The sequence below is a fragment of the Lentzea sp. NPDC102401 genome, from assembly GCF_044765805.1.
In the GTDB taxonomy this organism is placed as follows: domain Bacteria; phylum Actinomycetota; class Actinomycetes; order Mycobacteriales; family Pseudonocardiaceae; genus Lentzea; species Lentzea sokolovensis.
Window position 1 is genome coordinate 24143 of record NZ_JBIWKS010000014.1, and the last position, 21673, is coordinate 45815.

19 protein-coding genes are annotated in these 21673 nt (G+C 69.1%); 5 read left to right on the top strand and 14 right to left on the bottom strand.

Annotated elements, in window-relative coordinates; genetic code table 11:
• Nucleotides 1–81 precede the first annotated feature (81 nt).
• A complete protein-coding gene (locus tag ACIRG5_RS37650; RefSeq protein WP_402914032.1) occupies nt 82–2301 on the bottom strand; it encodes a choice-of-anchor P family protein in 2220 nt (739 codons plus the stop codon).
• A 456-nt stretch (nt 2302–2757) separates the two neighbouring features.
• On the opposite strand from ACIRG5_RS37650, the gene ACIRG5_RS37655 reads away from it, so the two are divergent.
• Complete coding sequence (locus tag ACIRG5_RS37655; RefSeq protein WP_402914035.1) at nt 2758–3942, top strand: cytochrome P450; 1185 nt, start codon at nt 2758–2760, stop codon at nt 3940–3942.
• On the opposite strand, the gene ACIRG5_RS37660 is transcribed toward ACIRG5_RS37655, so the two are convergent.
• Nucleotides 3920–4330, bottom strand: coding sequence for a DUF1772 domain-containing protein (locus ACIRG5_RS37660; protein WP_402914038.1), 411 nt, complete (start codon nt 4328–4330; stop codon nt 3920–3922). The genes ACIRG5_RS37655 and ACIRG5_RS37660 overlap by 23 nt on opposite strands.
• 82 nt (nt 4331–4412) lie before the next feature.
• Between ACIRG5_RS37660 and ACIRG5_RS37665 the strand changes: the two genes are divergently transcribed.
• Nucleotides 4413–5312 carry an AraC family transcriptional regulator gene (locus ACIRG5_RS37665; RefSeq protein ID WP_402914041.1) on the top strand — a complete coding sequence of 300 codons (900 nt, stop codon included), beginning with the start codon at nt 4413–4415 and terminating at the stop codon, nt 5310–5312.
• On the opposite strand, the gene ACIRG5_RS37670 is transcribed toward ACIRG5_RS37665, so the two are convergent.
• Complete coding sequence (locus tag ACIRG5_RS37670) at nt 5294–5716, bottom strand: VOC family protein (protein WP_402914044.1); 423 nt, start codon at nt 5714–5716, stop codon at nt 5294–5296. The genes ACIRG5_RS37665 and ACIRG5_RS37670 overlap by 19 nt on opposite strands.
• On the opposite strand from ACIRG5_RS37670, the gene ACIRG5_RS37675 reads away from it, so the two are divergent.
• Together ACIRG5_RS37675 and ACIRG5_RS37680 are read left to right on the top strand one after the other, a co-directional pair.
• Nucleotides 5715–6299, top strand: a complete 585-nt coding sequence (locus ACIRG5_RS37675) for an alpha/beta fold hydrolase (RefSeq protein ID WP_402914047.1) — start codon at nt 5715–5717, stop codon at nt 6297–6299. The genes ACIRG5_RS37670 and ACIRG5_RS37675 overlap by 2 nt on opposite strands.
• 12 nt (nt 6300–6311) lie before the next feature.
• Nucleotides 6312–7577, top strand: coding sequence for an MFS transporter (locus tag ACIRG5_RS37680; RefSeq protein ID WP_402914050.1), 1266 nt, complete (start codon nt 6312–6314; stop codon nt 7575–7577).
• On the opposite strand, the gene ACIRG5_RS37685 is transcribed toward ACIRG5_RS37680, so the two are convergent.
• The 7 genes from ACIRG5_RS37685 to ACIRG5_RS37715 all read right to left on the bottom strand — a co-directional run bounded on the left by ACIRG5_RS37685 (nt 7540) and on the right by ACIRG5_RS37715 (nt 15412).
• Nucleotides 7540–7938 carry a VOC family protein gene (locus ACIRG5_RS37685; protein WP_402914052.1) on the bottom strand — a complete coding sequence of 133 codons (399 nt, stop codon included), beginning with the start codon at nt 7936–7938 and terminating at the stop codon, nt 7540–7542. The genes ACIRG5_RS37680 and ACIRG5_RS37685 overlap by 38 nt on opposite strands.
• A 9-nt stretch (nt 7939–7947) precedes the next feature.
• Nucleotides 7948–9075 (bottom strand): glutamate 5-kinase, encoded by a 1128-nt coding sequence (proB, locus tag ACIRG5_RS37690; RefSeq protein WP_402914055.1) that lies wholly within the window; start codon nt 9073–9075, stop codon nt 7948–7950.
• 4 nt (nt 9076–9079) lie between these two features.
• On the bottom strand, nt 9080–10528 hold the full coding sequence (gene obgE, locus ACIRG5_RS37695) for a GTPase ObgE (protein WP_319981674.1): 1449 nt from the start codon (nt 10526–10528) through the stop codon (nt 9080–9082).
• Between the two features lie 104 nt (nt 10529–10632).
• A complete protein-coding gene (gene rpmA / locus ACIRG5_RS37700; RefSeq protein WP_319981675.1) occupies nt 10633–10890 on the bottom strand; it encodes a 50S ribosomal protein L27 in 258 nt (85 codons plus the stop codon).
• Nucleotides 10891–10904: 14 nt separating this feature from the next.
• Entirely contained in the window at nt 10905–11216 is a 312-nt protein-coding gene (rplU, locus tag ACIRG5_RS37705; protein WP_319981676.1) for a 50S ribosomal protein L21, read from the bottom strand.
• A gap of 242 nt (nt 11217–11458) precedes the next feature.
• The gene (locus ACIRG5_RS37710) at nt 11459–14455 is read right to left on the bottom strand and encodes a translation initiation factor IF-2 N-terminal domain-containing protein (RefSeq protein ID WP_402914060.1); all 2997 of its coding nucleotides are present in this window, start codon (nt 14453–14455) and stop codon (nt 11459–11461) included.
• A 231-nt stretch (nt 14456–14686) separates the two neighbouring features.
• Nucleotides 14687–15412, bottom strand: a complete 726-nt coding sequence (locus tag ACIRG5_RS37715) for a TIGR03936 family radical SAM-associated protein (RefSeq protein ID WP_319981678.1) — start codon at nt 15410–15412, stop codon at nt 14687–14689.
• Nucleotides 15413–15648: 236 nt separating this feature from the next.
• Here ACIRG5_RS37715 and ACIRG5_RS37720 point away from each other — a divergent pair, with 236 nt between their 5' ends.
• On the top strand, nt 15649–17046 hold the full coding sequence (locus ACIRG5_RS37720; protein ID WP_402914062.1) for a S8 family peptidase: 1398 nt from the start codon (nt 15649–15651) through the stop codon (nt 17044–17046).
• Between the two features lie 76 nt (nt 17047–17122).
• Here ACIRG5_RS37720 and ACIRG5_RS37725 read toward each other — a convergent pair whose 3' ends face one another.
• The 4 genes from ACIRG5_RS37725 to ACIRG5_RS37740 are packed head-to-tail and all read right to left on the bottom strand — an operon-like array spanning nt 17123 to nt 21654.
• Complete coding sequence (locus ACIRG5_RS37725; protein ID WP_402914064.1) at nt 17123–19084, bottom strand: TIGR03960 family B12-binding radical SAM protein; 1962 nt, start codon at nt 19082–19084, stop codon at nt 17123–17125.
• A 43-nt stretch (nt 19085–19127) separates the two neighbouring features.
• Nucleotides 19128–19970 carry an ABC transporter permease gene (locus tag ACIRG5_RS37730; protein WP_402914067.1) on the bottom strand — a complete coding sequence of 281 codons (843 nt, stop codon included), beginning with the start codon at nt 19968–19970 and terminating at the stop codon, nt 19128–19130.
• Nucleotides 19967–20740, bottom strand: coding sequence for an ABC transporter permease (locus ACIRG5_RS37735; protein WP_402914070.1), 774 nt, complete (start codon nt 20738–20740; stop codon nt 19967–19969). The genes ACIRG5_RS37730 and ACIRG5_RS37735 overlap by 4 nt, the downstream gene beginning before the upstream one ends.
• On the bottom strand, nt 20740–21654 hold the full coding sequence (locus ACIRG5_RS37740) for an ABC transporter ATP-binding protein (protein WP_402914073.1): 915 nt from the start codon (nt 21652–21654) through the stop codon (nt 20740–20742). Before ACIRG5_RS37740 ends, ACIRG5_RS37735 begins: the two co-directional genes overlap by 1 nt.
• Between the last annotated feature and the right edge of the window lie 19 nt (nt 21655–21673).

The following is a 21673-nucleotide window of genomic DNA, read 5'->3' on the forward strand; positions in this document are numbered from 1 at the left end:
GTGTCGCCCTGCCGAGCGTGAACACGCCCGTCAACGGGGCGTCGCACACCCAAAACGGGACAACGTCCCTGGACATCACCACTAGCAGTGATGGATGGCCGAGGTCGCGGACGACACCACCAGGTCCACGCCGGGCAGGGTGATGTGGGCGCCGTTGACCTTGAGGCCGCCGGGTACCGGGACCTGTTCGTTGATCACGATCTTGCCGCCGGGCAACGAGATCGTGGTGTTGGGTGCCGTTGCCACGGTGACGGGGAGGCCGGCGACCGTCAGCGCGCCGATGGTGACGGTGCCGGTGGTGGTGCCGCAGGTGCTGCGGGAGGTTGCCACCACGTCTCGCAGGGCCACCAGGCCCACACCCAGTTCCGCGACGGACGTGCGGGTGGTCGAGGTGCCGGGGGCCAGGGTCGTGGTCACCGACGTGCACAGCGCCCAGGCTCCTACCGGGGCTGAGATCGTTGCGGCGCAGGGTGGCGCGGTGGTGGTGGCTTGGGCCGTGCGGACTTCGCCGGTGTCCGGGGTCGGCGCGACGGTGAGGCCCGCCGCCTTGCCGGAGAGGCCGAAGCCTCGGCCTGTCATGTGTCGCAGGGCGAGCGTGGCGGAGGTGGTGCTCGGTTCGTAGAACTGGTCGCCGGGGAACGTTGCTGTTACGGGCACGGTCGCGGCTGCGTTGAGCGGTTGGTTCGGGGAGGCGACCGTGCACTCCGCCAGGCCGGTGGCGTCGGTGGTGTCCACACAGGACTGGGTGCCGCCCAGGGTGAGCTGGATGCTGCGTCCGGCGACCGGGGTGGTGTCGTCTTCGGTCAGTGTGGCTGACAGGCGGGCTGGTTCTGCGTTGGCCACCTTGGTGTCGCCGAGGTAGGTCAGGGTGGTTTCTTCTTTGGTCACCGCGAAATCCGTGGTGGCGTTGGACGGGAGGAGGGCTTTGCTGCCGGTGAAGGTCGCGGTCAGCTGGTAGGTGCCCGCCGGTTCGCCGGGCGTCAGGGAGCAGGAGGCCGCGCCGTCGGCGTTCGTGGTGCCTGTGCAGGTTTCGGCGTTGTTCAGCTTGAACACGACGGGCTGGGACGCGATCGGGGTGCCGGAGCCGGTCAGGGTGAGGCGGGCGGACACCGTCGCGGGGTCGTGGAAGTCTCCGGTCAGGGCGCCGGTGTAGGTGAGCGTGGTCGGTTTGCGGATGACGGCGAACTGGACCTCGGTGCTCGACGGCTGGTGGGTCACGTCGCCGCCGTAGCCGATCGCCAGCGGGTAGTTGCCCGCGGATTCGGCCGGGGTGATCGAGCAGGTCGCGACGCCGTCGGTGTTGGTGGTGCCGACGCAGGTTTCGCTGGCGTTGAGGCGGAACACCAACTGGGCTCCTGCCACCGGGCCGGTCGCGGTGGTGAGGCGGGCGGAGAGGGTCACCGGGTCGCCGGTGAAGCCGGACGTGGGGCCGGTGTAGGTGATCGTGGTGGATTCGACCAGGTAGCTGATGGTCACGGATGGCTCGTCGGCGGTTTCGGCCGTGGAGAAGTTCGAGACGCCGGTGCCTGCCCGTGCGGAGCCGTGGCCGCCGTCGCCGCCGTCCACGGCGACGGCCAGCGGGGTCGGCGCCTGGGAGCCGGACGCGCCGCCTCCGCCGCCGTACCAGCCACCGCCGCCTCCTCCACCGCCGCCACCGCCCGCGGTCGCGGGATTGCCCGGCGCGCCTACGCCGGCGAGGCCGAAGATGCCCGGGAAGCCGGGAAATCCGCCTGGGCCGGGGATGCCGGGTGTGCCGCCGTTGTTGTCTCCGCCGTTGCCTCCGTCGTTGCCGGAGAGGCAGCCGATCGCGAAGCAGCGTCCGCCGCCGCCTCCGCCTCCTGGGGCCACGATCACCTTGTCGCACGACTGTCCTGAGCAGATCCGCACGTCACTCGCGCCACCGCCTGCCCCGCCCGCGAACGGGGTGCCGAAACCGCCGGACGCGCCGCCGCCGTAGCCAGGATCGCCGCCGGTCGCGCCGTTGCCGTCGCCGCCGTTCTGGCCCACGCCGACCACCAGTTGTGTGACGCCCGCGGGGACGGCCAGGTCCGCCTCGGCCCGGTGGCCAGGTCTGCCGCTCGGGCCCGAGTCGTCGCCGCCGTCCGCACCCTGGCCGCCGCGTCCGCCGATGGCGACGACGTGGAGCTTCTTGACGCCTGCGGGGATCACGTAGGTCTGTTCGCCGCCGGTGGGGTTGAAAGTCTTCGAAACGAAGTGGTCGGCGAACGCCGATGGCGCTAACACGACGCTCGCGCCTACAAGGCCGATGGTGAGTGCCATCGCGAGCCTGGCTCGGGACATCAAGGATGCCTTCCGTGCAGAGAGTCCCCCGACCCGGCGAAAGGATCTCGCAAAGTAGTTCGGGATGGCACGACCTTCACCCGAAAGCGAATCGATGTGAGCCGTTTGGCCGTCAGGGCAGGAAACGCGGCACGGCGTCGCAAAACTCCTCGGGCCGCTTGCTGTGGATCCGGTGGCCCGCGTCGATCGTGGTCAGTTCGGCGTGCGAGCTCTCGGCGGTCACCTCGACCAGCCTCTCCCCCGGGATCGTGCTGCGCGGACCGCCGCCGATCACCAGGGCCGGAGCAGGCCTTGCAACGGCGAGGACCTGCCGGCCAGGGCGTGCAGCAGCACGACGGCAGGGCCGGTTCCCTCGCGGCGGCAGGCGATGCGCACGCCACCGACGTCCACGGTGGGCAGTGAAACCGTGCGGCCGTTGCGAACCGGCCCCCGGTGCGGTGTGGCACTGTCAGCGCCATGATTCCGGACGTCGTGCGGTACCGGCAGGCCGACCTCCTCTCCGGTCTGCACCGGCGGTTCGGACCGGTCGTGCGGGTGGGGCCGTACACCTACCTGCTCGGGCCGGAGGCGAACCAGTTCGTGTTCGGCAACTCCGAGCTGTTCGAGGTGGAACAGGCGTTCCAGTCGCTGGTGCCGGTGGACGGGCCCACGTCGTTGATCGTGAGCGACGGCGAGGACCACAAGCGGCGGCGCAGGTTCGTGCAGCCCGCGTTGGCGCATCGGCAGATCGCGAGCTACGTGCCGGTCATGCGGGCCAACGCCGAGGCGACGATCGACGCGTGGCGGCCGGGCGAGACCGTCGACGCCTACCAGGAGTTCCGCAGGGCGATTCGGCGCAGCACGATCCACGCGCTGTTCGGCGAGGAACTGGCGCAGGATTCGGACTTCTTCGGCGCGCACCTGCAGGTGCTGATCAACCTGATCGACCGCAACCCGGCGGTCGTCAAGGTGCTCAGAACGATGAAGGCTCCGGCGTGGCGCAACGCGATGAGAGCGCGCCGAGCCGTCGACGCGCGGGTGTACAAGGCGATCGAGGAGACGCGTCAGGGCAAAACGGCCGGTGACGTGCTCACCTCTCTCGTGCAGGGTGACGGACTGAGCGACCTGGAGGTGCGCGACCAGATCGTCACGCTGATCGCGGCCGGGTACGAGACGACCAGCGGCGCGATGGCGTGGGCGGTGTTCAACCTGTTGCGGCACAACGGGGTCTGGGAGCGAGCGCGGCAGGACGACGACTACCTGGCCAACGTCGTCAACGAGACGCTCAGGCTGTACCCGCCGGCGGTCGTCTCGGCACGGGTCGCCGCGCAGTCGTTCGAGTTCGCCGGGAAGAAGATCAAGCAAGGCACGTTCCTGCTGTACAGCCCGTACGTCACGCACCGGCTGGCCGAGGTGTTCCCGAACCCGCTGAAGTTCGATCCGGACCGCTGGGAGACCAAGCCGGCGCCGCACGAGTTCCTGCCGTTCGGCGGAGGCCCGCACCGTTGCGTCGGCGCCGGGCTCGCCACGACCGAGCTGACCGTGATGCTGAAAGCGTTGCTGCAACGGCCGAAACCCGAACTGCTCCCCCAGCGCCTCACGCCGACCGGTCTCGCCGCGATGCGCCCCAAGAACGGCCTCAGAATCCGAGTAGCAGGGTGACCATCGACGCGAGGCAGGCCAACGCGCGCACGTGGTTCCAGATCGTCCAAGTGCGCAGGTACTCGGGCCAGTAGGCGTCGTCGGTCCGCTCAAGACGGTTGTTCATCGGCACGTTGACAATCATCGTGAGCAGGAACGACCCGACGATGTAGGCCAGGCCGCCGACGATCCGCCCCTGGAAGACCTCGATGCCGCACAGGACGGCGGTGCCGAGGAACACCAGCAGGAACACCGGGTTCTGGATGCGTGCGTTGATCCGGCGCATGGCCTCGCGGGCCTGCTCGGCGGGCAGGTCGGCGAGACCGGGCATGACGGCGACGGAGAAGGCGAAGAACAGACCGGCCATCAGACCGGTGGCAGCGGCTGCGATCAGCGTGATTGTCCCCATGGCGCTCACTCTGACCTGCGAGCGCCGGACTCTCAATGACAATTCATCGCGCGAGCTTGCTCGTTCGTCCAGAATCAACACCATGACGGACGCGTTGGGCGAGGCACTGCACCTGTTGAGGATGTCCGGCACCTTCTACTGCCGCACCGAGCTCACCGAACCGTGGGGCCTGACGATGCCCGACATGGCGGACTGCCTGTGGTTCCACGTCCTGACCAGCGGCCGGTGCGATGTCGAGGTCGACGGCCAGGTCACCTCGCTCGAACCCGGCGACGTGCTGCTCGTCCCCGGTGGGCAGGGCCACCGGCTCTTCCACGGCGACGCGGAGTCGCCGATCGTCACGACGTTGCCGCACGAGTTCGAGACCGACAACTACGCGATCCTGCGGCACGGTGGCGATGGCGCCACAACGCACCTAGTGTGCGGTGCGGTCCGCTTCGACCATCCGGCCGCGAAGCACCTCATCACCGTGTTGCCGAACGTGCTGTACGTGCGACGTGCCGACGACATGCGCGCCACGATCGACCTCATGGCCGCCGAGGCTCAAGCCGTGCGGCCCGGCGGCGAAGCGGTCATCACCAGGCTCGCGGACGTGCTGGTCATCCAGACGATCCGCTCGTGGCTCGCCAACGACCCGGCCGCGCGCACCGGCTGGCTCGGCGCGTTGCAGGACCAGCAGATCGGGCAGGCGCTCGCGCTGATCCACCGCGATCCCGCCCAGCCGTGGACCGTCGAGCGGCTCGCACACCAGACCGCGATGTCCCGGTCGGCGTTCGCGGCGCGGTTCACCGAACTCGTCGGCGAACCAGCCATGCGCTACGTCACGCGGTGGCGCATGCACGTGGCGATGAACAAGCTGAAGGACCGCGACAGCACGGTCAGCGAGATCGCCCGCGGCCTCGGGTACGAATCGGAGGCCGCGTTCAGCCGGGCGTTCAAACGGATCGTCGGGGTGTCGCCCGGTCAGGCGCGGGCGGGCTGAAGCAGGTCCCAGCGGTTGCCGTAGAGGTCCTCGAACACGGCCACGCGACCGTAGACCTCGTCACGCGGCTCCTCGCGGAAGTGCACGCCGAAAGCGACCATGCGGGCGTGGTCGCGGTCGAAGTCGTCGGTGTTCAGGAAGAACCCGACGCGGCCGCCGGTCTGGTCGCCCACCCGTGCCTGCTGCAGACCTGTGTCAGCCTGTGCCAGCAGCAGCGACGTTCCCTGCCCCGCCGACACCACGACCCAGCGCTTGTCGCCCTGCGGAAGGTCCTCGACCAGCGTGAACCCGAGTCCCTCCACGTAGAAGCGGATCGCCTCGTCGTAGTCGCGGACCACCAACGTCACCAAACCAATAGATCGCACAGCGATGAGTATCGACGACGAGAGAGGTCCACCGCACATGGCTGACTCACTCGTACTTCTGCACCCCGGCGGCGCGGACCCCTCGGCGTTCGGGCCGCAGTTCGACGCTCTCGCCGACTTCGCCCTGCACGCACCCCATCGCGTCGATCAGGCCACTCAGGACCACACCGAAATGGCCCAGGAAACCATCAAGTTCCTGGAGCGCACCGGACCCGCTCACCTGCTCGGCTGCAGCGACGGCGCCACGGTTGCTCTCCTCACGGCCGTGCTCAGACCTGATCTCGTGCAACGGCTTGTGGTCGTGTGCGGCGTCTACCACCACGACGGCTGGGACCCGGCCACGGAACTCACGCCGATGCACCGCCGCTCGCCCGCGCTGACCGGAACAGATCTCGGGAAGCTTCCGAACCGGGCGCTGATCATGATCGGCGACGACGACGAGGTGACGCTGGAGCACGCCACGGCCATGTACCGGGCACTGCCGAATGCCGAGCTAGCGGTCGTTCCCGGCACGTCACACGGGCTTCTGCACGAGAAACCCGCCTTGTGCAACGCGATGATCGTTGACTTCCTGACCAATGAACCCGTTGAGACGTACGCCCCAATTCGTCGCCTTGTGTGATTGGGTGCGTCTATGGCGGTTACTTCGGAGACGCATCGACTGCCCGTACGCACGCTTGTCGCGTCCAGCGCCGGCAACGCGGTCGAGTGGTACGACTGGGGCATCTACACGGCCTTCAGCATCTACTTCGCCACGCAGATCTTCCCTTCCGGCAACGAGGCCGCCGCGCTGCTGAGCACGTTCGCGACGTTCGCGCTCGCCTTCTTCTTCCGCCCGCTCGGCGGCTATCTGCTCGGCCGGTTCGCGGACGTCAAAGGACGCCGCACCGCGATGCTGTTCACGATCGTCCTGATGTCCGGCGGCTCGGTCGCGATCGGACTGCTGCCGACGTTCGAGCAGGTCGGCTGGCTCTCCCCGGCTCTGCTGGTGCTCGCGCGCATCGCACAGGGCATGGCGCTGGGCGGCGAGGTGTCGAACGCGTCGGCGTACCTGGCGGAGATCGCGCCCGCTACCCACCGCGGCCGCTACTCGTCGTTCTTCTACATCTCGACGGGCGCGGCGGTGCTGATCGCGTCGCTGCTCGGGTTCTTCCTGTCGCGCAACCTCGACAAGGCCGCGATGGCCTCCTACGGCTGGCGCGTGCCGTTCCTGATCGGCGGCGTGCTGGGCCTGATCGGACTGTGGCTGCGACGAGAACTCAAGGAGACCGACCAGTTCGAGGAGAACAAGGCCAAGGCCGAGAGCCTGCGCAACCCGTTGATGATGACCCTCAAGGAGCATCCCAAGGCTGTTGGGCAGCTCATCGGCATCACGTTGCTCTCGACGCTGAGCTTCTACACGTTCTTCAGCGCGTTGACGCCGTTCGCGGTGAAGTCCAAGGGCGCGAACGACATCGACGTGTTCCTGGCGCTGTCGATCGGCACGGTCGTGTTCATCGCGCTGCAGTACCCGATGGGGTGGATGGCGGACCGCTACGGCCGCAAACCGCAGATGCTCGTGTGGTCGGCGGCGATGGCGTTGCTGGTGGTGCCGCTGTCGAGCCTGGTCAAACCCGGCCTGACGAACCTCGTGATCGTGTTCGCCGTGGGGCTCGGGCTCTACACGGCGATCACGTCGATCGCGCCCGCGATCATGAGCGAGCTGTTCCCGACCGAACTGCGCGGGCTCGGCATCGGCGCTTGGTACAACCTGACCGTCGCCGTGTTCGGCGGCACCGCCCCGCTGGTCATCCAGGCCGTGGGCGGCACCGTGTTCTTCTGGTACGTCGCGGTCAGCGCGGTGATCACGTTCCTCGTCGTGCTCACCCTTCCGGAGACAAAGGGTGTTCGGTTGAGCTGAGGCAGAACTCGTTGCCTTCGGGGTCGGTCAGCACGAACCAGACGCCGTCGCGGCTCACCACCGAGGCACCGAGATCGACGAGCCGCGCCACCTCGGCCTCGACGTCGTCGCACCACAGGTCGACGTGCACCCGGTTCTTCACCGTCTTCGGCTCCGGCACGCGGTTGAAGAAGAACCGCGGTGACCCGTCGAGCAGCACCGACGGGTCGTCCTCGGGGTCGTCGATCCCCATGGCGCTCAGCCGCGCCAGCTCGGCCTCGTCGTACGGGGCGAACTCGTGGTCGTCGAGCACCTGCGCCCAGAACCGGGCGAGCGACGCGGGATGAGCGCAGTCGATGACGACATCGTGCATCCGTGCCATGCACCGACACTAGCGATGCAGTGGCACCAAGTCGTCCGCGTGCACGACCTCGCGGCGCTGTTCCTCCGGCAGGTCGTGGGTCTTGCGGCCGATCAACGACGGCAGCTCCGCCGCGTCGTAGGCCGCCACGCCGCGGGCCACGACCTCGCCGGCCAGGCTGACCAGTTCCACGACGTCGCCTGCCTCGAAGTCGCCGTCCACACCGGTGATTCCGGCCGCCAGCAGCGAACGGCGCCTGCCCACGACCGCGGCGACCGCGCCGTCGTCGAGGTGCAGGCGGCCGTTGGCGTCGGTGGCGTAGCCGAGCCAGAAACGGCGTGCGGTGAGGCGCGAACCCGTGGCGGCGAACGCGGTGCCGACGTCGGCGGTGGTCAGCGCACGACCGGCCTCGGCGGAACCGGTCAGCAGCACCGGGATGCCCGCCGACGAGGCGAGGCGAGCCGCGGCGAGCTTGGAGGCCATGCCGCCGGTGCCGAGGCCGGACGCGCCAACCGTTCCGGCCTGCACACCGTCCACATCGGACGCTGACGCGACCTCGGAGATGCGGACGGCTCCCGGCTTGCGCGGGTCGCCCGAGTAGAGAGCGTCCACGTCCGACAGCAGGAACAACGCGTCGGCGCCGACGAGGTGAGCGACCAGAGCCGCGAGACGGTCGTTGTCGCCGAAGCGGATCTCTTCGGTGGCAACGGTGTCGTTCTCGTTCACGACCGGGACCGCCCCGAGAGCCAGCAGACGCGAGAACGTGCGCTGGGCGTTGCGGTAGTGGGCGCGGCGCACCACGTCGTCAGCGGTCAGCAGAACCTGGCCGACGGTCAACGAGTAGCGGCCGAACGAGTTCGCGTAGGCGTGCGCGAGAGTCAGCTGCCCCACGCTCGCGGCGGCCTGCTGGGTGGCGAGGTCGCGCGGGCGGCGGGACAGCTTCAACGGCGCCAGGCCCGCGGCGATCGCGCCCGAGGACACGAGCACGACCTGGCTACCTGAGGCGGCACGGGCGGCGAGGGCGTCGACCAGCGCGTCGAGACGCGCCGGATCGAGGCCACCTTCCGCTGTGGTCAAAGAAGAAGAGCCGACCTTGACCACGATGCGGTTCGCCGAAGCGACCGCGGTTCGAGCTTGTGAGACCGCGGGGGCCGTCACGGGTTTACTCCTCGCTGACATCACCGTAGTCACCGGGCGCGCGGCGGGCCTTCTTCAGGGCCTTGCGCTCGTGCGCGCCGATGCGGTCGTTGTTCTCGAGACGGATGTCCGTGCCACGTCCGGTCATCGTCATCGCGATGCCGGCCGGGGTGGTCGGTTCCCAGTCGAAGATCAGGTCGCCGATGGTGACCTGACAACCGGGAACAGCACCCATCTTCACGAGCTTTTCCTCGACACCCAGCCTGTTGAGGCGGTCCGCGAGGTAACCGACGGCTTCGTCGTTGGAGAAGTCGGTCTGGCGGATCCAGCGCTCGGGGCGTTCGCCCTTGACGATGAAGCCACCCTCGACCGAGGGGTCCTCGATCACGGTGAAGCCCTGGTCGTCGACGGCGGTCGGCCGCAGGACGATTCGGGTCGATTCCTTCTTCGGCTGGGCGGCGCGGTACTCGCGTACGACCTCGGCCAGCTTGAACGTCAGCTCGCGCAGGCCCTGGCGGGTCACCGCCGACACCTCGAAGACCGGCAGGCCACGGGCCTCGATCTCGGGACGGACGATGTCGGCGAGGTCCTGGGCGTCCGGGATGTCGACCTTGTTGAGGATGACCACGCGCGGACGGTCCTCGAAGTTGCCGCCGAGCGACGGGGTGTACTCCGCGAGTTCCTTCTCGAGCGCGTCGATGTCCGCGATGGGGTCGCGGCCCGGCTCGTACGTCGCGCAGTCGACGACGTGCGCGAGAACGGCGGTGCGCTCGATGTGGCGCAGGAAATCGAGGCCGAGGCCCTTGCCCTGCGACGCACCGGGGATCAGGCCGGGGACGTCCGCCATCGTGAAGATGGTCTCGCCCGCGGTGATCACGCCGAGGTTCGGGACCAGCGTCGTGAACGGGTAGTCGGCGATCTTCGGCTTGGCCGCGGACAGCACCGAGATCAGCGACGACTTGCCGGCCGACGGGAAGCCGAGCAGGCCGACGTCCGCGACGGACTTGAGCTCCAGCACCAGGTCGCGCGTCTCGCCCGGCTCACCGAGCAGCGCGAAACCGGGGGCCTTGCGGGCCCTGGACGCGAGCGAGGCGTTGCCGAGGCCACCACGGCCACCACTGGCGGCGATGAGCTGGGTGCCCTCGCCCACGAGGTCCGCGACGACCTCGCCGGACTCGGTCAGCACGACGGTGCCGTCCGGGACGCGCAGGACCAGGTCCTCACCGTTCGCACCGTCGCGGTTCGCGCCGGCGCCGGACTTGCCGCTCGTGGCGGAGGCGTGCGGGTGGAAGTGGAAGTCCAGCAGGGTGTGCACCTGCGAGTCGACGACGAGGATGACGTCGCCGCCACGGCCCCCGTTGCCGCCGTCCGGGCCGCCGAGGGGCTTGAACTTCTCGCGGTGCACTGAAGCACACCCGTTGCCCCCGTTGCCGGCGGCAGCGTGGATCACCACCCGGTCTACGAAGCGGGCCACGGAAATACTTCCTCTCAAAAGACTTTGGACAAACAACGAGGGGCGGGAGCCGGTTGACCGGTCCCGCCCCTCGCAGAGGTATGACTACGTTGCGGAAACGGTCCTCAGACCGCGACCGGAACGATGTTGACGGTCTTGCGACCGCGCTTCGAACCGAACTCCACCGCACCGGGCAGCAGGGCGAACAACGTGTCGTCCTTGCCGATGCCGACGCCGACGCCGGGGTGGAACTTGGTGCCGCGCTGGCGGATCAGGATCTCGCCGGCCTTGACGACCTGACCGCCGAACCGCTTCACACCCAGGTACTGGGCGTTGGAGTCACGGCCGTTGCGGGAACTGGACGCACCCTTTTTGTGTGCCATGAGAAGTCAGGTCCTCACTTACCGGTGATGCCGGTGACCTCGACGCGGGTCAGCTTCTGCCTGTGACCCTGTCGCTTGTGGTAACCGGTCTTGTTCTTGAACTTGTGGATGCGAATCTTCGGGCCCTTGGTGTGCTCGACCAGCTTGCCGGTCACCGAGAACTTCTCCAGGGACGCCGCGTCTGCGGTGACGTCGGTGCCGTCGACCACGAGCAGCGCCTGGAGGGAGATTTCGGTGCCCGGCTCGCCCTCGAGCTTCTCGACCTCGACGATGTCGCCGACAGCGACCTTGTACTGCTTGCCGCCGGTCTTGACGATCGCGTACATCAGGACGGAAGTCTCCTGCTACTCGATGGTGACGGGCCATGCGCCAACCCGTCTGCGAAGGAAAACAGCAGAGGGGGCACACGACAGGACCCGTCGGATGGCGGGCCGTCCACAAGGTTACGGGAGTGGGTACTGCCGGAGCAAACTGGGGTGCCCTGATCGCGTTCCCGCAGGCTGTGCGGTCCCTCACAAGCGAAAACCGGGGCCGCCCGCAGGCGACCCCGGTTCTCACTTCATTCGCGTCAGTCCTCCTGGACCGGCGGTCCCGCGGGCCGCGACACGGCGCGGCGCCTGCGGGTGGTGGTGACCACCGGTGCGGGCATCTGGACCTCGGGCTGCTTGGGCACCTCGACGACGATCGGTGCGGGCGCCTCCGCGGCGGGGGCACCGGCGGCGCGCTTGGCCGCACGACGCCGCGGACGTGCCGCGGGGGGCTCCACAGCGGCCACCGGGGCCGCGGCGACGGGCTCGGGCGCGGAGACCGGCTCCGAGGCCTCCACGAGCTCCTGCTCGGGCTCGAACACCGGCAACGGCCGCTGCGACCCGATGCGTCCCGTCACGAGCGGCCTCGCGACCTCGACCGGCGCCTCTTCGGCGACCGGTTCGACGAGCTCGTCGGCCGTCTCCTCGATCACCTCGGGCTCGGCGTCGGTGACGACGGGCTCGAGTTCGACGGGCGCCGGGTCCTCCGCGACCTCGTGCGGCACGTGACCGTTGAGCGCCTGCTCCTCGACCACGACCGCGTCGACCACGGCCTGCGGCTCCTTGTCGCGGCCACGGCGACGACGGCGACGACGGCCGTGGGCCTCGTGCTCCTGGTCGGCCGCGACCACGTCCTCGGAGGTGTCCTCGGGCTCGCCGGGCTCGACGATCTCGGGCTCGACCGGGGCCTCCGGCGCCTCGACGGACGCCTCGACGACCTCGGTGGTCTCGGCCGCCTGCTCGCCGCCACCCTTGTTGCGGCGCGACTTGCGGCCACCGCTCTGCTGCTGCGGCTGCTGCTGTTGCTGGCCGCCACCGTTGCCACCACCGTGCGAGTGCACGGGCTCGGTGGACACGACGACGCCACGGCCGCGGCAGTGCTCACAGGTCTGGCTGAACGCCTCGAGCAGGCCGGTGCCGACCCGCTTGCGCGTCATCTGCACGAGACCCAGCGAGGTGACCTCGGCGACCTGGTGACGCGTGCGGTCGCGGCCGAGGCACTCGGTCAGGCGGCGCAGCACCAGGTCGCGGTTCGACTCCAGGACCATGTCGATGAAGTCGATGACGATGATGCCGCCGATGTCGCGCAGCCGGAGCTGGCGGACGATCTCCTCCGCCGACTCCAGGTTGTTGCGCGTGACGGTCTCTTCGAGATTGCCGCCGGAACCGGTGAACTTGCCGGTGTTGACGTCGATGACCGTCATCGCCTCGGTGCGGTCGATGATCAGGTAGCCACCCGAGGGCAGCCAGACCTTGCGGTCGAGCGCCTTCATCAGCTGCTCGTCGATGCGGTACTCGACGAACGCGTCGTTGTTGCCGACGTGCTTCTTCAGGCGGTCCTGCAGGTCCGGCGCCACGTGGCGGACGTACGAGTCGATGACCTCCCACGCCTCGTCGCCCTGGACGACGAGCTGGGCGAAGTCCTCGGTGAACAGGTCGCGGACGACCTTCACCAGCAGGTCCGGCTCTTCGTACAGAAGCGTCGGCGCCTTGGTGGAGGTGCTGGCGGACTTCTCCTTGATGACCTTCCACTGAGCCTGCAGACGGGTGACGTCGCGGCCCAGCTCCTCCTCGGCGATGCCTTCGGAGGCGGTGCGGATGATCACACCGGCGTCTTCGGGGACGACGCGCTTGAGGATGTCCTTGAGGCGCTTGCGCTCGTTGTCCGGCAGCTTGCGGCTGATGCCCGTGGCACCGCCGCCGGGCACGTAGACGAGGAAGCGGCCGGGAAGGCTGATCTGCGTGGTGAGGCGGGCGCCCTTGTGGCCGACCGGGTCCTTGGTGACCTGGACGAGCACGCTGTCGCCGCTGGACAGGGCCTGTTCGATCTTGCGGGACTTGCCCTCGAGACCGGCGGCGTCCCAGTCGACCTCACCGGCGTAGAGCACGGCGTTGCGGCCGCGGCCGATGTCGATGAACGCGGCTTCCATGCTCGGCAGCACGTTCTGCACGCGGCCGAGGTAGACGTTGCCCACGATCGAGCCGGAGCCCGACGACGTGACGAAGTGCTCGACCAGCACGCCGTCTTCCAGCACGCCGATCTGGGTGCGGTCGCCGCGCTCGCGGACGACCATCGTGCGGGCCACGGCCTCGCGCCGGGCCAGGAACTCGGCCTCGGTCAGCACCGGAGCGCGGCGGCGGCCGGCCTCGCGACCGTCACGACGGCGCTGGCGCTTGGCCTCCAGGCGCGTCGAGCCGCGGATGCTGCGCACCTCGCTCTGCGCGGCCTCGGAGTCGGCCTTGTCGTCGCGCGCGTCCCGCGTCTCGCGGACGTGCACGACCGTGTTCGGCGGGTCGTCCTCGGACGTGACCTCGTCCTCCGCGCCGGTCTTGCGGCGACGGCGGCGACGGCGGCGACGGGTCGAGCTCTCGTCACCCTCGTCCTCGGCCTCGGCGGCGTCATCGCTCTCGGCGGGCTCGGAGGCGTCCTCGGCCGAAGCCTCGTCGGTCTCCTCGCCGCCCTCGGCGTCCGTGCCCTTGCCGCGGCCCCGGCCACGACGGCCACGGCGGCGCCGGCGACGGCTGTCCGCCTCGTCGTCACCGTCCACCTCGGCGTCGGCCTCGGCGGCTTCGGCTGCCTCGAGCTCGTCCGCGGCGATCTCGCCGACGGACTTCTCCTCGGCGACCGGCTCCTCCTCGACGACGAACGGCGAGGGCGGGGCCTTCGGCCGTTCGATCGGCTGGGGCGGCAGGAACACCGCGCTCGGCGCGGCGAAGATCGGCGCGAGCGCCGGTGCCTCGAACGCCGGGATCGCGGGCGCCTCGTAGTCCTCGGTGACCTCACCGGTGACCACGTCGTCCCAGTCGACGAGCGTTTCGGCGACCTTCAGCGCGACGTCGCGGCTGACGCTCGACTGCGCGCTTTTGGGGACCTCACCGAGGTCGGCCAGCGCCGTCATCACGTCCTTGCTGCTGACGTCCAGCAGTTTGGCCAGTGCGTGGACCCGCAACTTGTCCGGCAGGTCCGCCAGTTCAGGGCGTGCGGCAACCACGCCCTGCCCGCCGGTGACACCGGCAGGCTTGTCCTTGTTCGACATGCAGCTCCTCCACCCCCGGGCGCGTCCCGTGAGGACGCGGCCGCGCAGGGGCCTCTCTTGGTCTCTCTCCGCCGCTGCTCGCGGCGGGAATCCTTGCCTCGCGCGCAGCGGCGTGGCGCCTCACTGGGCGCACGCTTGCGCAGGTCCCACGACGACGCCGCTGTCAGCGCCGCTCCTCCTGTATGCGCATCACAAGGTTGGTCCGAACCGAACTGACACCGTCAGCGCTCGTCAGGACTCTCTGTCCTGCTGGAGCGGGTCCACCAGCCTGCCCTCGCCGTCGAGCCTTCCCTGGGCCATCCGGGTTGCTCTCGCAGGTACCGGCGGCACGAGATCGGCCACGACGCGAAGCGCATTCAGCACGTCGTCGGGTCGCACGGTAGGCGTTACCTGCCGTACAACCGTCATGAGTATCCCACACGGTCGTGACAAAGCGGTGTCATCGTGTCCGGCGTCGCTCGAACGTGGTTCGACCAGCGCTGACACGACGGCGGGCCGCACGTCGAGCATCTTCGTGCCGTTCTTGGTGAGCCGCTCGACCTCGACGGACTCCTCCGCGAGGAAGACGCTCACCGCCTTCGCGAGCTCATCGGGCTCGACACCGTCGAGCTCGATCCGCCATTCGCTCGCGTCGATGCGCTCGGTGAGGTTGCCACCGCGCGCCTGGACGATGTCGACGACGTCGATGCCGGGTGGCAACGCCTCGTCGAGCGCGATCCTGAGCGCCTCCGGGTCGAGTTCCTCGACCACCGACACCTCGACGTACTCGGCCTCGCTGGCGACACCGGTCGGCGCGGCGCCGACCCACGACACCTTCGGGTGAGGGCTGAACCCCTGCGAGTACGCCATGGGTACGCCTGCCCTGCGCAGCGCACGTTCGAACGTGCGAGCGATGTCGCGGTGCGAAGTGAAACGCAGCCTCCCCCGCTTGGTGTAGCGAAGGCGCAGTTTCTGCACGGCGACGGCCGACGGGTTGTTGGGCAGGTTGCGGCTCAGCGGTGCTCCCCTTGGTGTTCCGACGGGTGAGCGGTCCCATCGGCGCAGGCTGTTCGTCCAGTAGGACGGTACCGTGAACCTGATTCAGAACGTTCAGCTTGTCTAGATCGTTGCGCGTGGCTACGGTCCGGCTGACTGGACGCCCTGCCGACTGGAGGTCCCTGGTGCCTCTGCCCCACCGCGCTCGAGCGGCGGCAATGACCGCACTGCTCGTCGCCGGGTGTCTGGCGGCGTCCCTGCCCGCCGGCGCGGAACCGGACCCCGCACCCGAGGCCCCGTCCTGCATCCAGCCCGGTCCGCTGCTGCGCTACCTGGTGGTGTTTCCGCAGTCCACGCCCGCTGAGGCGGCGAACGCGGAGATCACCGAGGCGTGCGGCCTGACCACCGTCTACTACCCGCAGATCTCGGTCGCGGTGGCCACTTCGCCCGACCCGGGTTTCCTCAGGCTGATCGGCCCGGAGCGCGCGTACAGCGCCCAGGGCGAGAGCATCGCCAAGCGGTCGGTGAAGCGGAAGAAGGACGACACGGAGCTGTTCCGGCCCTCTGGCGTGCGCTCGGCCGAACAATGGGACATGGATCTCATCAAGGCGCCGGCCGCGCACGAGATCACGACGGGTTCCAAGTCCGTCGTCGTGGGCGTCCTGGACTCCGGCGTCGACGCCCGCCACCCCGATCTGGTGGACGCGCTGGCCCCCGAGCTGTCCGCGGGATGCCTGACCGGCAAGCCCGACACGTCACCGTCCGCCTGGATCCCGACGACCTCCGCCCACGGCACGCACGTCGCCGGCACCATCGCCGCGGCGGACGACGGCCGCGGCACCACGGGCGTCGCACCGGGCGTGCGCATCGCGTCCGTGAAGGTCGTGGACGACGACGGGTTCATCTACCCCGAGTACGCGGTGTGCGGCTTCATGTGGGCCGCCTCACAGAACATGACGATCACCAACAACAGCTACTTCATCGACCCGTACCTGTTCACCTGCCAGAGCGAGCCCGGTCAGCGCGTCATCTACGAGGCCGTGCGACGTGCCGTGGACTACGCGACCTCGCGCAACGTGCTGACGGTCGCCGCCGCTGGAAACGCCGGCGCGGACCTGTCCCGGCCGGGCCGCGACTCGATGTCGCCGACGAACGGCGAGGCGCAGACGCGGCCGGTGGACTCGACGTGCGTGGTGCTTCCGGCGCAGCTCAAGAACGTGGTGGGCGTGTCGGCGGTCGAGTCGACCAAGACCAAGGCCGGGTACAGCTCGTACGGGCTGGGCGCGATCGACGTGACGGCGCCGGGTGGCGATCCGCGCACCCCGACGGGCTGCGTGCTGTCGACCGTGCCGTCCGGCTACGACTACTCGTGCGGCACCTCGATGGCGACTCCGCACGCGACGGGGGTGGCGGCGCTGATCGCGTCGACGCATCCGGAGACCGACGCGGTGTCGCTGGGACGCATGCTGAACGCGCAGGCGGAGACGCTGGCCTGTCCCGGCGACTACGACCTGAACGGGACGGGTGTGCAGGACGCGTTCTGCACCGGGTACTCGGAGTACAACTCGTTCTACGGCCACGGACTCGTGGACGCGCTGGCCGCAGTCACGAAGTAGCCACCCGCTACAACGAACGCACGCGGGGACCTTTCGTTCGCTTGTACCGAACGAAAGGTCCCCGCGTGCGGTTGAGCTACGGCGTGAGCGACGGGTTCTTCACCGGCGAGCCGACGCCGACCGGGGAGATCGGCAGCAGCTTGCGGCCCGTCGGGCCGACCTCGATGTCCGTGCCCATCGCCGGGCAGACACCGCAGTCGAAGCACGGGGTCCAGCGGCAGTCGTCCTGCTCGCGCTCGTCGAGCGCGTCCTGCCAGTCGGCCCAGAGCCATTCCTTGTCGAGGCCCGAGTCGAGGTGGTCCCAGGGCAGGACCTCCAGTTCCTCGCGCTCGCGGGTGGTGAACCAGGCGAGGTCGACGCCGAGCGGCTCCAGCTGTTCCGACGCCTTCGCGGTCCAGCGGTCGTAGGAGAAGTGCTCGCTCCAGCCGTCGAACCGGCCACCGTCGCGCCACACGGCCTCGATGACCTTGCCGATGCGGCGGTCACCGCGGCTGAGCAGGCCTTCGATGAGGCTCGGCTTGCCGTCGTGGTAGCGCATGCCGATGTTGCGGCCGAGGCTGCGGTCGGAGTTGACGGCCTCGCGGAGCTTGCGGAGACGGTCGTCGACCACGTCCGGGTCGCACTGCGGGGCCCACTGGAACGGCGTGTGCGGCTTGGGCACGAACCCGCCGATCGAGATGGTGCAGCGGACGTCGTTGCGGCCGCTGGCCTGCCGGCCCGCGCGGATGACGTTCTTCGCCATCTCCGCGATCTGCAGGACGTCCTCGTCCTCCTCGGTCGGGAGGCCGCACATGAAGTAGAGCTTCACCTGCCGCCAGCCGTTGGAGAACGCGGCCGACACCGTCCGGATGAGGTCCTCTTCGGACACCATCTTGTTGATGACGCGCCGCATCCGCTCGCTGCCGCCCTCGGGCGCGAAGGTCAGGCCCGAGCGCCTTCCGTTGCGGGACAACTCGTTCGCGAGATCGATGTTGAACGCGTCGACGCGGGTGCTCGGCAGGCTCAGGCCCGTGTTCGTGCCCTCGTAGCGGTCCGCGAGGCCCTTGGTGATCTCGGCGATCTCGCTGTGGTCGGCACTGGACAGGGACAGCAGCCCGACCTCTTCGAAGCCGGTCGCCGCCAGTCCCTTCTGGACCATGGCGCCGATGCCCTCGATGGACCGCTCGCGCACCGGACGGGTGATCATGCCGGCCTGGCAGAAGCGGCAGCCGCGGGTGCAGCCGCGGAAGATCTCGACGCTCATCCGCTCGTGGACGCTCTCGGCGAGCGGCACCAGCGGCTGCTTCGGGTACGGCCACGCGTCGAGGTCCATCGTGGTGCGCTTGAAGACGCGGAACGGGACCCGGTCGCGGTTCGGCACGACGCGCTGGATGCGGCCGTCCGGCAGGTACTCCACGTCGTAGAACCGCGGGATGTACACGCCGCCGGTCTCGGCGAGCCTGGTCAGCACCTCGTCACGGCCGCCGGGGCTGCCCTCGGCCTTCCACGCCCTGACGATCTCGGTGATCTCCAGGACGGCCTCTTCGCCGTCGCCCAGCACCGCCGCGTCCACGAACTCGGAGATCGGTTCGGGGTTGAACGCCGCGTGCCCGCCGGCGACCACGATCGGGTCGTCCTCGGTGCGGTCCTTCGCGTGCAGCGGGATGCCGGCGAGGTCCAGCGCCGTCAGCATGTTCGTGTAGCCCAGCTCCGTCGCGAAGCTGATGCCCATCAGGTCGAACGCCTTCACCGGGCGGTGGCCGTCCACCGTGAACTGCGGGACGTCGTGCTCACGCATGAGCTTCTCGAGGTCCGGCCACACGGCGTACGTGCGCTCGGCGAGCACGTCCGGCAGTTCGTTGAGGATCTCGTAAAGGATCATGACGCCCTGGTTGGGCAGCCCGACCTCGTACGCGTCGGGGTACATCAAAGCCCAGCGCACGGACGCCGCGTCCCAGTCCTTGACGGTCGCGTTGAGCTCCCCGCCGACGTACTGCACCGGCTTCGAGATCCGCGGCAGCAGTGGCTCCAACCTGGGGAAAACCGACTCGACACTCACACGACCAGAGTAACGGCCCTCACGTGGCTGGCCGAATCGCGCCTCAGTCCAGCAACAACTTGCCCAATCGGCGCGCCGCCACCACCGTTCCGGCGGCCGCCAGCACCGCGAAGTACGCGACGTGGCCGAGCATGCCCCAGCCGACAACGCCCAGCGTGAGGCCCCGCATCAGCTCGATCGCGTGGTAGAGCGGCGTCCACGTCACCACGGTCTGCAGCCAGCCCGGGTAGACCGACAGCGGGTAGAACGTCGTCGAGAACAGGAACAGCGGCAGCACCGCGAGTTGCACGAGATCGAAGTCCTGCCACGACCGCATGAACGTCGTCGCCGCCATGCCCACCGCGGCGAACGCGAACGCCACCAGCAGCGCCGCCGGCAACGCCAGCAGCGCCCAGGGCGAGAAGATCAGCCCCATCCCGAGCATGACGACCAGGAACCCGGCCGAGTACAGCCCGCCCCTGATCAGCGCCCAGGCGATCTCGCCGATCGCGATGTCCATCGGCCCCATCGGCGTCGTGAGCATCGCGTCGTAGAGCTTCACGTACTTGAACTTGAAGAACACGTTGAACGTCGCGTCGTACACGGCCCCGTTCATCGCGCTCGCCGCCAGCAGCGCGGGCGCCACGAACGCCGCGTAGCTGATCGGCCGCCCGTCCGGCCCGGCCACCGCCGTCACCATCTGCCCGAACCCGAGCCCCAGCGACCACAGGAACAACACGGGTTCGAACGCCCCGCCGACCAGCACGAACCAAGCACGCCGGTTCACGAGCGCGGCCCGTTCGACGAGCATGCTCGCCTTGCCGCCGTAGAGCCCCGGCGGAATCACGCGCCACAACAGCCCCACGCTGGCGGGCACGGCCTTCTCGCGATCGAGGGTCTGCGTCATACCGCCAGCCTCCGGTGGAAGAACTTCACGCCGAGCGCGATGCCCGCGGCCGTCAGCGCCGTCAGGTACGCGAGGTGCCCCAACCCCGGTAAGAGGTCCATCGTGCCGAACGTCGTGCCTCTGGCGAGCTCGATGCCGTGCCACGCGGGCGTCAGCCACACCAGCGGCAACAACCAGTCCGGCAGCTGGCTGACCGGGAAGAACGCCCCGGTGAACAACGTCATCGGCATCATCACGAACCGGAAGATGGTGGTGAAGCCGTCCGGCTTGTCCAACGTCGCGCTGTAGGCGACCAACGGCGCGCTGAACGCCAGCGCCGCCAGCGTCGCGACCAGGATCGACACGAGGATCCCAGGCCCGGCCGCCGCGCCGAGAACCACCGCGATCCCCACGAACACCGCGGACCGCACGAACATCTGCGAGCCGATCCACAACATCTGCCCGTAGAGCACCTGCGCGGGCGTGATCGGCGTGGCCACCATTCCGACGTACGACTTCTGCCACAGGAACGCCGACATGATCGCGTACGTCGACTCGAACGTGGCCCCTTGCAACGCCGTGACGACGACCAGCGCGGGCGCGAGGTACTCCAGATACGGCACCCCGCCGATCAACGCCGTCGACTGCACCTGCGACCCGAACCCGAGCCCGAGCGCGAGCAGGAACAACACGGGCGTCAGGAAGCTCGACACGACCGTGGCCCGCCAGTTGCGCCGGTACCACGTCCAGTGCTTCTCGAAGCCGAACCAGGAGGCCCTGAGCGTCTGCATCAGTCCACCAGCGTCCGGCCGGTGAGCCGCAGGAACACGTCCTCCAGCGAACTGCGCCGCACGAGACTCTGCACTGGCGCGACCCCGTGCTCGTGGACTCTTTGGAGGGTCGCCTCCCCGTCCTGCGTGTAGAGCAGCAACCGATCCGGCAGCACCTCGACCCGTTCCGCGAACCGTTCGAGATCCGGCTTCTCCGCACCGGGCTGGAACCGCAGCTCCAGCACCTCCCTAGTGGAGTACCTGGTGATCAGCTCGCTGGGCGACCCCTCCGCCGCGATCCGCCCGCCGTCCATCACCACGAGCCGGTCGCACAGCTGCTCGGCCTCGTCCATGTAATGGGTGGTGACGATGAGCGTGACACCGTCCTGCTTCAGCCGGAACAGCCTGTCCCACAACAGATGCCGCGCCTGCGGGTCCAACCCGGTGGTCGGCTCGTCGAGCAGCAGCAACTCCGGATCGTTGACCAGCGACCGCGCGATCGTGAGCCTTCTCTTCATCCCGCCGCTGAGCGGCTCGACCTCGTGATCGGCCCGGTCGGCGAGCTGCGCGAACTCCAGCAACTCCTCGGCCTTCTCCCGGCACTTCTGCCGCGACATCCCGAAGTACCGCCCGTAGGTCTGCAGGTTCTGCCGAACCGTCAGCTCGGTATCGAGGTTGTCGAGCTGCGGCACCACCCCGAGCCGAGCCCGAATCCGCGGCCCCTGGGTGGCCGGATCCATGCCCAGCACCTCGAGCTCGCCCCCGGTCCGCCCGGAGACGCACGAGATCATCCGCATGGTCGACGACTTCCCCGCCCCGTTGGGCCCGAGAAACCCGAACGCCTCACCTCTGCGCACCTCGACGTCGATGCCGCGCACGGCCTCGAACGACCCGAAGTGCTTGGTCAGAGCCTTGGCCTCAACGAGGTTGTCCACCCGCCCGACGTTAACGAAC